Origin of the sequence: Ancylobacter crimeensis (assembly GCF_023016805.1) — a bacterium.
GTDB classification, from domain to species: Bacteria; Pseudomonadota; Alphaproteobacteria; order Rhizobiales; family Xanthobacteraceae; genus Ancylobacter; species Ancylobacter crimeensis.
Genome location: NZ_JALKCH010000005.1, coordinates 79,990 through 92,477, shown reverse-complemented (window position 1 = coordinate 92,477; position 12,488 = coordinate 79,990). Strand labels below are relative to the sequence as shown.

Sequence of the window (12,488 nt, the reverse complement as noted above, 5' to 3'; positions counted from 1 at the left end):
CCATGGCCACCCCGCGCACCCTGCGTCTCAGCGACGCCGACAACGTCATCATCGCCGTGGACGGCATCCGCGCCGGTGAGCAGGTGGCGGAGGGGATAGCCGCCGCGCGGCTCATTCCCAAGGGCCACAAGATCGCGGCCCGGCCCATCGCGGATGGCGAGGCGGTGCGCAAGTTCGGCCAGGTGATCGGCTTTGCCAAAGGCGACATCGCGCCCGGCGACTGGGTGCACGAGCACAATGTGGTGCTGCACGATTTCGAGCGCGATTATGCCTATGCCGCCGAAGCCAGGCCCGATGAAGGCCTGCGGCCCGGCGAGGCGCCCGCCGCCTTCGAGGGTTTCCGTCGCGCCGACGGGCGGGTCGGCACCCGCAACTATATCGGCATCCTCTCCTCGGTGAACTGCTCGGCCACGGTGGCGGAGTTCATCGCCGATGCGGTGACGCGTTCCGGCGTGCTGGACGACTATCCCAATGTCGACGGCGTCATCGCCTTCACCCACGGCACCGGCTGCGGCATGGGCGCCAAGGGCGAGGAGTTCGATATCCTGGCCCGCACCCAATGGGGCTATGCCAGCCACCCGAACTTCGCCGCCATCCTTCTGGTCGGGCTCGGCTGCGAGGTGTTCCAGATTCCCCGCCTTAAGGAAAAGTACGGGCTGGTCGAAGGCCCGCATTTCCAGACCCTGACCATCCAGGAAAGCGGCGGCACCCGGCGTTCGGTCGAGGCCGGGGTCGCGAAGATCCGCGAGATGCTGCCGCTCGCCAACCGGCCGCACCGCGAAACGGTGCCGGCCTCCGAGCTCGTCCTCGCCCTGCAATGCGGCGGATCGGACGGCTATTCCGGGCTGACCGCAAACCCGGCCCTCGGCGCGGCGGTGGACCTGCTGGTGCGCCACGGCGGCACCGCCATCCTCTCCGAAACGCCCGAGATCTTCGGCGCCGAGCATCTGCTCACCCGGCGCGCCGAGAGCGAGGCGGTGGGACGGCAGATCGTCGACCTGATCGACTGGTGGCGCGACTATGCCGCCCGCACCGGCGGCGAACTCAACAACAACCCTTCCCCCGGCAACAAGGCGGGCGGGCTCACCACCATTCTGGAGAAATCGCTCGGTGCGGTCGCCAAGGGCGGCAGCTCCACCTTGCGCGGCGTCTATCGCTACGCCGAGCGCATCGACCGCAAGGGCTTCGTCTACATGGACACGCCCGGCTACGACCCCGTGGCCGCCACCGGGCAGGTGGCGGGCGGGGCGAACGTGCTGTGCTTCACCACCGGACGCGGCTCGGCCTATGGCTGCAAGCCCACCCCCTCGATCAAGCTCGCCACCAACTCCGACCTCTACCGGCGCATGGAGGAGGACATGGACATCAATTGCGGCGACGTGCTCGAAGGCGTCTCGATCGACGAGAAGGGACGCGAGATCTTCGCTCTGGTGCTCGACATCGCCTCCGGCCGGCGGTCGAAATCCGAACTGCTGGGCTATGGCCGCAACGAGTTCGTGCCCTGGCAGATCGGCGCGGTCATGTAGCGGCGGCGAGGTCTCCTCGTCATCCCGGACGAACCGCAGGTCCGGGCCGGGATCGTCTCCCGCCGGGCAGACCTCCTTGTCGGCACGCGATCCGGCTCGACGGCTCCGCCTCCGGCCGGGATGACGAGAGCAAGGCGCACCGTGACGAAAGACAGTGCAGGCGCCCACACCTTAGAATCCCTACAACATATTGATATTGCAATAAAATTCACCGCCTGCTATCTCGGATTACGAACCGTAACTCAGGTCAGCGCGATGAATGGTAGCCTGCTGCCGACGACCCTCAATCACCGGTTGTCCGAGCTGTTCCGGCTGCATCATCGCGAGCTCGTCCGCTTCGCCGCCCGGCTGGTGGGGGACCGCGAGACCGGCGAGGAGATCGCGCAGGACGCCTATCTGCGGATCGTCGGGCGCAATGCCCTCGCCGGCCCTATCGAGCACCTGAAGGCTTACCTCTTCATCTCGGCGCGCCATGTCGCGATCGACGTGACGGCGCGGCGGCGCACCGAATGGTCGTACCGTGTCGACATCGAGGATCTCGACGCCGTCCTGCCGAGCGAGGACCACGAGCGCGCGCTCGAGCATCGCCAGCGCATCGCCGCGCTGGCCGTCGCGCTCAACGAACTGGCCCCCGCCTGCCGCGCCGCCTTCGTGATGAACAAGCTGGAAGGACGCAGCCACAAGGAGATCGCGGCCCGGCTCGGCGTCTCGACCAGCATGGTCGAGAAGCATATGATGCGTGCCATGCTGCACTGTCGCGACGTGCTGCGGAATCTGGACGAGTACTGAAAAACAGGCGGGCCGTGCCGTCGTGAGCGAAATGCCGGAAGCGCCGCTTTCCCCGCCCCAACTCTCCGACGAAGCCCTGCGCTGGATCGTCCGCCTCCATTCCGGCGGGTCGGGCCCGGCCGAGCGGCATGCCTTCCAGCAATGGCGCATGCTGAGCACCGCCCATGAGCAGGCTGCGCGGGAAGCCGAGGCGCTGTGGGGCGATGCCGGCGCGCTGCGCCACGATGCCCGCTCCGGCCTCGTCAAGCCCGGCGCTGCCCGCCGGTTCTCCCGTCGCGGCACGTTCGGGCTTGCCGGCGTCGGCGTCGCTGCGGGCGTGCTCTGGAGTTCGGGCGCGTTCCGCACCGTGCGGGCCGACTATACGACCGGAACCGGCGAGACGCGCGGCATCGTGCTGCCGGACGGTTCGCGGGTCTTCCTCAATGCCCGCTCGGCGCTCGCCGTCGCCTTCGAGCCCGGCCGCCGAACGGTCCGTCTCATCGAGGGACAGGCCTTCTTTGAGGTCACGGAGAATGCCGCCCGCCCCTTCGTCGTGCACACCGGCGAGGTCAGCGTGACCGCGCTCGGCACCGCCTTCGACATCGACATGACGCTGGCCGAGCACCGCACCATGGTTTCCGTCACCGAGCATGCGGTGCGGGTGGAATCGCTCGCCCGCTCCGGCGACGCGCCACTCACTCTGTCATCCGGGGAGAGCGTCTTCGTCGATGCCGGCGGCCGGCTCGGCACCCCCATCGCCCGCAGCCCGATGGTCGCGACCGCCTGGCGCTCCGGCCACTATGTCGCCGAGGGCCGCGCGCTGGAGGACGTGATCGCCGCGCTCGGGGCCTATTATCCCGGCTGGCTGGTGATCCGTGGCGACGCCGTCCGGCAGATGAGCGTCACCGCCGTGCTGGACCTCAGGAACCCCAACGCGGCGCTCGACACGCTGGCCGCCGGCCTGCCGATCAGCGTCAGCCGGGTCTCGCGCTTCCTCGCCATCATCGCCGCGCGCTGAGCCCTTCCGCCGGTCCCGAAAAAAATGTGGGACCGGCATTGAGGATTTCCGCGGTCCCACCCGTCTCAATCCCCGGAGAGCCGCCCGCAGATGGCAGGCATGGGGTTTCAACGGGGGTAAGACATGGCGTTTCTTTCGATGCGGGGGCATCGGCAGGGCCGGATGCGCGGATGGTCGATCGTCGCGGCGACGAGTGCCGCCCTGCTCGGCTCGACCTTGCTCACACAGGCGCAGACCGCAGCCGTGCCGGCGCGATCCATTGAGGTCATCAGCTACGACATTCCGGCCCAGCCGCTCACCTCGGCGCTCACCGCCTTCGCGATCCATTCCGGGCTGAAGCTCGCCTACAGCGCGCCGTTGACGCAGGGCCGCACCGCACCGGCACTGCGCGGCTCGTTCACCCAGTCGGAGGCGTTGGGCCGGCTGCTGGCCGGCAGCGGCCTCAGCTACCGCTTCACCTCTGCCAATGCGGTCAGCATCTACAACCCCGCCACCACGGCCGCCGATCCCTCCGGCGGGGCCGCGGGCGAGATGCTCGACACCATCGCGGTGCAGGGCGAGCGGGCGGACGGCCCGGTGGACGGCTATGTCGCGACCCGTTCGGAAACCGGCTCGAAGGTCGATGTACCACTGATCGCGACGCCACAGTCGATCTCGGTCGTCACCCGCGACCAGTTCCAGGATCAGGCCGCCACCACCGTGTCGGAAGCGCTGCGCTACACGGCCGGCATCGTCACCGGGCAGGCGGGCCTGCAGAGCCGGCGCTTCGACCCGATCTTCATGCGCGGCTTCGGCGGCTATTCGGCCGATGCGAGCTATGTGTCCTACATCGACGGGCTGCGCTGGAACTTCCCGGCCCGCACCGCGGTGCAGTTCGATCCCTTCCTGCTGGAACGGGTCGAGGTGTTCAAGGGGCCGTCCTCGGTGCTCTACGGGCAGGCGACCCCCGGCGGCTTCGTCAACCTCGTCAGCAAGCGCCCCAGCGACGTGGCCCAGGGCGAGGTCTTCATCCGCGGCGGCAACAACAAGTATATCGAGGGCGGCTTCGACCTCTCCGGCCCGGTGGATGCCGAGGGCAAGCTGCTCTACCGCATGATCGGCCTCGGCCGCAGCGCCGACACCCAGGTCGATTTCCAGCAGGACCAGCGCATCCTGCTCGCACCGTCCTTCACCTGGCGGCCGAACACCGACACCTCGCTGACCGTGCAGTTCGTCTACCAGCACGACCCCGAGACCTCGGAAGCGAGCTTCGTGCCGGTTCTCGGCTCGGTGCTGCCGACGCCGAACGGCAAGCTCAAGAACACGCTCTTCACCGGCGAGCCGGCATGGAGCAAGTTCGAGCGCACGCAGGCCTGGGCGTCCTACCAGTTCGAGCACCGTTTCAACGAGGTCGTCACCGTGCGCCAGAACGTGCTCTACGGCCAGTTGAAGGATGATTTCCGCGGCGTCGACCTCTCGGCCACCACCGCCGCCAACTTCCTCCACGCCGACCAGCGCACGGCCGACCGCCTGGCGGTCTGGGCCAAGCACAATGACGACCAGACCTTCTCGATCGATAACCAGATCGAGTTCAAGTACAACATCGGTCCTGTCGCCAACACCACGCTGGTCGGCCTCGATTACCAGTACATGGATGCGCCCTGGACCTATGGCTGGGGCTCGGCGCCCTCGCTCGACCTGTTCAACCCGGTCTATGGCACCGCCGCCATCAACCCGGTGATGCGCGTCAATTTCCAGGAATCGCTGAACCAGACCGGCCTCTACGCCCAGAACATCGCCGAACTCGGCAATTGGCGGCTGTGGCTCGGCGGGCGCGAGGACTGGGCGCGCACCCAGCAGGAGCGCAGCCTCATCTCCACCGGCACCGTCCTCTCGGACGCCAAGACCAGTTCCGACGCCTTCACCGGCCGCGCCGGCCTCGTCTATCTCTTCGACAGCGGCCTCGCGCCCTATTTCAGCTATTCGGAATCGTTCCAGCCGCAGGCCGGCACCACGATCGACGGCAGCGCCTTCAAACCGACCACCGGCCAGCAATACGAGGTCGGCCTGAAGTACCAGCCGCAGGGCTACAATGCGTTCTTCACGGTGTCGCTGTTCGACATCACCAAGCAGAACGTCTCGACCGTCGACCCTACCAACCCGCTCTACGCCACCCAGACCGGCGAGATCACCTCGCGCGGCGTGGAGTTCGAGGCCAAGGCCAGCCTCGGCAACGGCTTCAACCTGACGCTGGCCTACGCCTATACCGATGCCGAGGTGAGCAAGAGCAACACCACCTACGACATCTATGGCGACATCGGCGGCGGCGAGACCGGCGTGGTCGGCACCGCTTCCCAGCTCGGCAAGACCCCGGTGGGCGTCGCCCGCAACACCGCCTCGGCATGGCTGGACTACAAGGTGCCGGAAGCCAGCCCCTTCGGCGGCTTCTCCATCGGCGGCGGCGTGCGCTACATCGGCTCGACCTACGGCACCGATTCCAACATCTGGGGCACCGATCCCAATGTCGGGCTGGTGGCGCCGCAATACAGCTACACCGCCGCCAAGGTGCCGTCCTACACCCTGTTCGACATGGTGGTCGGTTATGATTTCGGCGTGAAGAACCCCAAGCTCAAGGGCCTCTCGCTCGACGTGAACGCCAAGAACCTGTTCGACAAGTCCTATGTGGCGTCCTGCAACCCCTATTACACCTGCTACTATGGCGAGGGCCGCACCGTGCTGGCAACGCTGCGCTACAAGTGGTGAGCCCCTGCCAAATGAGTCCTACCTGGCACCTGCCGCCGGCGTCGCGCCGGTGGCAGGTGCTCGCCGCCCTGCTCCCCTTCCTGCTGGCCGGGCTGCTGATCGCGGCCACGACCGGGGCGCGGGCCGAGATCAGCATTGTTGACCATGCCGGCCGCACCGTGACGCTGCCGGCGCCGGCACGGCGCATCGTGCTGTCGGACGGCATCGACCTGATCGCCCTCGGCCTCATCGACCCCCACCCGGTCGAGCGGCTCGCCGGCTGGAGCCCCCGCTTCCTCGACGAGCCGACCATGGCCCTCATCCGGGCCGTGGCGCCAGGCATCGATGCGGTGCCCGGCATCACCGCCGGCGACGCCTTTCCGGTTGAGGCCGCCCTCGCGCTGCGCCCGGATCTCATCGTGCTCAGCCCCTATTTCGCGGGCCAGACCAACCTCGTCGGTACGCTGGAAGCCGCCGGCATCGCGGTCGCGATCCTCTCCCCCTCCCCCACGGTGGAACGGCCGGCAGCGGAGCAGGATCTCCTGAAGCTCGGCCGCCTCGTCGGTCGCGAGAAGGAGGCGAACGCCTATCTCGCTTTCTTCGAGGCCCGCATCGCCCGGATCCGCGACCGGCTCGCCGCGCAGCCCGGCCTCCCCCGTCCCAAGGTGCTGCTGGAAGCCCATGCCGGCAGCGCGGCCTGCTGCATGTCGCCGGGCCGCGGCGAGGGAATCGGTCGTTTCGTGGATTTCGCAGGCGGGGAGAATATCGGCGCCGCGCTCATTTCCGGCATGGCCGGCACGCTGAGCCTCGAATACATCATCGCGGCCGACCCGGCGGTCTATATCGCGACCGGTGGCGGCTACATGGCAAGCCGCGGCGGCGTGGTGCTCGGCCCCGGCCGCACGTTCGGCGAGGCGGAGGCGACGCTCGCCCGCGTGCTGGCACGGCCCGGTATCTCCACCCTCAAGGCGGTGCGGGACAGGCGCGCCTACGCGATCTGGCACGATCTCGCGCGCTCGGCCCTGAACCTCGTCGCCATCGAAGCCATCGCCCGCTGGATCCATCCCGAGCTGTTCGCCAATCTCGATCCGGCGGCGACGCTCGCGACGATCAACCGCGACTTTCTCGCCGTCCCGCTCACCGGAACCCTTCTCGTCGGGCCGGAGAGCGCGCCGGCGCCGTGAATCGGCGCCATGAATTCAGGGCCGTGAGCAGGCCCGCCGCGCGGGTCGCGAGCCGGACCGCATCAACCTGAGTGGGAGAACGCCATGACGCACGCCAACCCTCGCGCCACCCCCCGCCCCATGCCTTTCCGAGATCGCGTCCGGCTCGAACTGCCGCGCGCGGATTTCCATGCGGCGCAGATCGCCGAGCACATGGGTGAGCATGGCGCGCTGGTGGCGAATGACGGCGCCGTCACCCGGCTCGACTTCGATTTCTTCGGTGCGGAGCTGGAGACAGCCGACGACATGCTGGAAATGCGGGCCTATGCTGCCGATTCCGCCTTTCTACAGGAGATCCGCGCCCTGCTCGGCGAGCATCTGGCCGAATTTTCCGGCCGGCGCGCCAATTCCCTCCTGTGGGAAGAAGCGGGGCGGCAGGCCACGCTCGAAGCGCCGCCGAATTTCCGGCTGATGGAGGTCGTCGCGGTGCGGGATCTCACCCCGCACATGCGCCGTATCACCCTTGCCGGCGAGAACCTTCTGCGCTTCTCGGGCGATCGCGACCTCCACTGCAAGCTGCTGATACCGCCGCCGCCCCCTTTCGAGCCGGAATGGCCCCGCCTCGACAGCGAGGGGCGCTTCCAGTGGCCGCAGGGGGCCGGCAAGCCGGTCATCCGCAAATACACTATCCGCTCGGTCGACCTTGAGGCGTCGACCCTCGACATCGACTTCGTGCTGCACGACGTGCCGGGTCCCGGCGCAGGGTGGGCAGCGCGGGCCGTGCCGGGCGCGCGGATCGGCATGGTGGGGCCGGGCGGATTGTCGGGCATCGCGGCCGAGATCTGCGTGCTGGCGGGGGACGAGACCGCCTTGCCCCTCATCGCCCGCCTTGCGGAGAACCTGCCGGCGACGAGCCGTGCCGTCGCGCTGATCGAGGTCGCGGATGCACGCGAGGAGCAGCCCATCTGCTCGCCCGCCCAGCTCGACATTCGCTGGCTGCACCGCGACGGCGCCGCTCCGGGCACCACCACGCTGATCGAGGATGCCCTGCGCGGGCTGGACTGGCCGGACGCCGCCCGCAGCGTCTCGGTCGTCGCCGGCTGCGAACATGAGGCCGCCCTGCGCATTCGCACATTTCTGCGCAGCGAGATGGGCATGACCCCGAAGCAGGCGCTGATCGTGTCCTATTGGCGGCGGGGACGGGCCGGCGAGGCTTGAGCGCGCCGCGCGACAGGGCTCGACCGGCATATTTCCGCCGGCAAGGATTGCGCACGTGGGAATCCCGGCTACCTTGCCAGGGGAATTCCGGTTATCTCGCGAAAGGTTGAGGCGTGTCACCTGTCCCGGCTGGCAGCCTCCAGCCGGACCGGCCGAGATGCCGGACCATATGCCCGTCGAGATCGTGGATCGCTGGATGATGAAGTCGGCAAAGGGTTGGATTCTCGCGGTTCTGGTCATCCTGCTCGCAGGTGGCGCGTGGTATGGCTGGCGGGTCTATCAGGGATCGGGTCTTCCCGCCGGCATCGCCGCCGGCAATGGGCGCATCGAAGCCACCGAGATCGACATCTCGACCAAGACCCCCGGCCGCATCCGTGAGATCCTTGTCGATGAAGGCGACTTCGTCACCGCCGGGCAGGTGCTCGCCCGGATGGACACGGTGCAGCTCGAGGCCCAGCGCCGGCAGGCGGAAGCCCAGCTCCGGCGCGCGGAGATCGGCATCGACACCGCGGAGAGCCTCGTTGCCCAGCGCGAAGCCGAGCGCAAGGCGGCGCAGGCGACCATCGCCCAGCGGCAGGCCGAGCTCGATGCCGCCGACAAGCGCCTCGCCCGCTCCTCGCAGCTCGTCCAGACCAATTCGGTCTCGCAGCAGACGCTGGACGACGACAAGGCCAGCCAGCAGGGCGCGACGGCCGCCGTCGCCGCCGCGCAGGCCCAGCTCGCGGCCTCGGATGCCGCGGTGAACGCAGCGAAGGCGCAGGTGATCGACGCCGGGGCGGCAGTGGATGCGGCCAAGGCCAGCATCGCCAGCATCAATGCCGACATCGACGACAGCACCCTTGCCTCGCCGCGCGACGGGCGCGTGCAGTACCGCGTCGCCCAGCCGGGCGAGGTGCTCTCGGCCGGCGGCCGGGTGCTGAACCTCGTCGATCTCGGCGATGTCTACATGACCTTCTTCCTGCCCACCGCCCAGGCCGGGCGGGTCGCGCTCGGCACCGAGGTGAGGCTCGTGCTCGACGCGATCCCCCAATATGTGGTGCCGGCCAAGGTGAGCTTCGTCGCCGACGTCGCCCAGTTCACGCCCAAGACGGTGGAGACCGAGGAGGAGCGCCAGAAGCTCATGTTCCGCATCAAGGCGCGGATCTCCCCGGAGCTGCTGCGCAAGCACATCCAGCAGGTGAAGACCGGCCTGCCCGGCATGGCCTATGTCCGCGTCGACCCGGCGGTCGAGTGGCCGGCCAATCTCAGCCGGAACCTCGTGCAATGACCCCGCCCGCGCCTCCCGGCAAGGAGGACGCCGCCGCCGGCACGGAGGAGGCCGGCAAGAAGACCGCCGACGCGGTTGTGCGGCTGGAAAAGGTCGGCCTCTCCTATGGCGCGACCCGTGCGGTGCGCGAGGTTACCCTCACTGTCCCCACCGGTCGCATGATCGGACTCATCGGACCGGACGGCGTGGGCAAGTCGAGCCTTCTCTCGCTCGTCTCCGGGGCCCATGCGGTGCAGCAGGGCCGCGTCGAGGTGCTGGGCGGCGACATGACCGATTCCGGCCACCGCCGCCGCACCTGCCCGCGCATCGCCTACATGCCGCAGGGCCTCGGCAAGAACCTCTATCCGACGCTGTCCGTCTATGAAAACGTCGATTTCTTCGGCCGCCTGTTCGGGCAGGACAAGGCCGAGCGCGAGCGCCGCATCGGCGAATTGCTGCGCGGCACCGGGCTCGACCCCTTCCCGGACCGCCCGGCCGGCAAGTTGTCCGGCGGCATGAAGCAGAAGCTCGGCCTGTGCTGCGCGCTGATCCACGATCCCGACCTACTGATCCTCGACGAACCCACCACCGGCGTCGACCCCCTGTCCCGCCGCCAGTTCTGGCAGCTCATCGCCGATATAAGGCGCGACCGGCCGGGCATGAGCGTGATCGTCGCCACCGCCTATATGGAGGAAGCGCAGGGCTTCGACTGGCTGGTCGCGATGGATGACGGCGCGATTCTAGCCACGGGAACCCCCGACGAACTGCTCCAGCGCACCGGCACGAACAACCTCGATGCCGCCTTCGTCGCCCTGCTGCCAGAAGAAAAACGTCGCGATTACAAGAAGGTGGATATCCCGGCGCGCCAGCCGGGACGGGATAGCGACATCGCGATCGAGGCCGAGCATCTCACCATGCGGTTCGGCAGCTTCACTGCGGTCGACGATGTGAGCTTCCGCATCCCGCGCGGCGAGATCTTCGGCTTTCTCGGCTCGAACGGCTGCGGCAAGACCACCACCATGAAGATGCTCACCGGCCTTCTGCCGGCCAGCGAGGGCACGGCGCGGCTGTTCGGCCACGAGGTCGATCCCAAAGACATAGAGGTACGCCGGCGCGTGGGCTATATGAGCCAGGCCTTCTCGCTCTACAGCGAATTGACGGTGCGGCAGAATCTCGATCTGCACGCCCGCCTGTTCCGGCTCGATCCGGAGAAAATACCGGCCCGCATCGAGGAGATGGCCACGCACTTTGGCCTCACCGACATCATGGAAACCCTGCCGGACGCGCTGCCGCTCGGCGTGCGCCAGCGCCTGTCCCTCGCCGTGGCGATGATCCATGCGCCCGACATCCTCATCCTCGACGAGCCAACCTCCGGCGTCGACCCCGTGGCGCGCGATGCCTTCTGGCAGATCCTGTCCGACCTCTCGCGCAAGGACAACGTCACCATCTTCGTCTCCACCCACTTCATGAACGAGGCTGAACTCTGCGACCGCATCTCGCTGATGCATGCGGGCAAGGTGCTGGTGAGCGACACGCCGGCCGCGATCGTCGAAAAACGCGGGGCAAAGACGCTGGAAGACGCCTTCATCGCCTATCTCGAAGACGCCATCGGCGCAAAGACGGCGGCGGCGACAGGCCCGGTTCCTGCGCCCGCCCTTCCGGCCCCCGCCGGTCATGTCGCGGCCCGGGATCGCAGCTTCGATCTGCGTCGCCTCCTCGCCTATTCCCGGCGCGAGGCTTTGGAACTGGCCCGCGATCCGATCCGCGCCACGCTCGCCATCCTCGGCAGCGTCATCCTGATGTTCGTCATCGGCTACGGCATCAACATGGACGTGCAGAACCTGTCCTTCGCCGTGCTGGACCGCGACGACACCACCATCAGCCGCGATTACATCCAGCAGATCGCCGGTTCGCGCTACTTCACCGAGAAGGCGCCGATCACCGATTACGCCGATCTGGATCGCCGCATGGGCAGCGGCGAGATCACTCTCGCCATCGAGATCCCTCCCGGCTTCGGCCGGGACGTGGAGCGCGGCCACACGACGGTGCAGATCGGCGCTTGGATCGACGGGTCCATGCCCAACCGGGCCGAGACGGTGCGTGGCTATGTCCAGGGCATGCACCAGACCTGGCTCACCCAGAAGGCGCGCGAACTCTACGGGAATGCCGCGACCATCGGCGACTTCCAGATCGCGATCCGCTACCGCTACAACCCCGGCGTCGAAAGCCTGATCGCAATCGCGCCCGCGGTGATGCCGCTGCTCCTGATGATGATTCCGGCCATGCTGGCGGTTCTCAGCGTGGTGCGCGAGAAGGAGCTGGGCTCCATCATCAATTTCTACGTGACCCCGGTCACGCGCTTCGAATTCCTGCTGGGCAAGCAATTGCCCTATGTCGTGCTGGCCTTCCTGAACTTCATCATGCTGACGGCCTTCGCAGTGTTCGCCTTCAAGGTGCCCTTCACCGGCAGCCTGCCAACGCTGAGCCTTGCCGCGCTGCTCTATGTTTTCTCGGCCACGGCGCTCGGGTTGCTGATCTCCAGCTTCATGAACAGCCAGATCGCCGCCATCTTCGGCACAGCACTCATCACCCTTATTCCCGCCGTGCAGTATTCCGGGATGATCGACCCGGTTTCCTCGTTGCAGGGGGCCGGCGCCTTTATCGGGCACATCTATCCGACCACCTATTTCATCACCATCGCACGCGGCACCTTCTCCAAGGGGCTGGGCTTTGCGGAGCTGCGGGATTCCTTCCTGCCGCTGCTGCTGGCGGGGCCGATCTTTCTCGGCCTCGGTGCGGCGCTGCTGCGCAAGCAGGCGAGCTGATCC

At 67.8% G+C, this 12,488-nt stretch carries 8 protein-coding genes; all 8 read left to right on the top strand.

Features of this window, described 5'->3' with window-relative positions; translation table 11 throughout:
- Window positions 1–2: 2 nt before the first annotated feature.
- Window positions 3–1,526, top strand: coding sequence for a UxaA family hydrolase (locus tag MWN34_RS08570; protein ID WP_247028502.1), 1,524 nt, complete (start codon window positions 3–5; stop codon window positions 1,524–1,526).
- A 255-nt stretch (window positions 1,527–1,781) separates the two neighbouring features.
- Window positions 1,782–2,315 carry a sigma-70 family RNA polymerase sigma factor gene (locus MWN34_RS08565; protein WP_247028501.1) on the top strand — a complete coding sequence of 178 codons (534 nt, stop codon included), beginning with the start codon at window positions 1,782–1,784 and terminating at the stop codon, window positions 2,313–2,315.
- A gap of 31 nt (window positions 2,316–2,346) precedes the next feature.
- On the top strand, window positions 2,347–3,312 hold the full coding sequence (locus tag MWN34_RS08560) for a FecR family protein (RefSeq protein WP_247028836.1): 966 nt from the start codon (window positions 2,347–2,349) through the stop codon (window positions 3,310–3,312).
- Between the two features lie 123 nt (window positions 3,313–3,435).
- Window positions 3,436–6,054 (top strand): TonB-dependent siderophore receptor, encoded by a 2,619-nt coding sequence (locus tag MWN34_RS08555; protein ID WP_247028500.1) that lies wholly within the window; start codon window positions 3,436–3,438, stop codon window positions 6,052–6,054.
- Window positions 6,055–6,065: 11 nt separating this feature from the next.
- Window positions 6,066–7,217, top strand: a complete 1,152-nt coding sequence (locus MWN34_RS08550; RefSeq protein ID WP_247028499.1) for an ABC transporter substrate-binding protein — start codon at window positions 6,066–6,068, stop codon at window positions 7,215–7,217.
- A gap of 84 nt (window positions 7,218–7,301) precedes the next feature.
- Window positions 7,302–8,414 carry a siderophore-interacting protein gene (locus MWN34_RS08545; RefSeq protein ID WP_247028498.1) on the top strand — a complete coding sequence of 371 codons (1,113 nt, stop codon included), beginning with the start codon at window positions 7,302–7,304 and terminating at the stop codon, window positions 8,412–8,414.
- Window positions 8,415–8,613: 199 nt separating this feature from the next.
- A complete protein-coding gene (locus tag MWN34_RS08540) occupies window positions 8,614–9,681 on the top strand; it encodes an HlyD family secretion protein (protein WP_425532083.1) in 1,068 nt (355 codons plus the stop codon).
- Window positions 9,678–12,485, top strand: a complete 2,808-nt coding sequence (gene rbbA / locus MWN34_RS08535; RefSeq protein ID WP_247028496.1) for a ribosome-associated ATPase/putative transporter RbbA — start codon at window positions 9,678–9,680, stop codon at window positions 12,483–12,485. The genes MWN34_RS08540 and rbbA overlap by 4 nt, the downstream gene beginning before the upstream one ends.
- Window positions 12,486–12,488 lie beyond the last annotated feature (3 nt).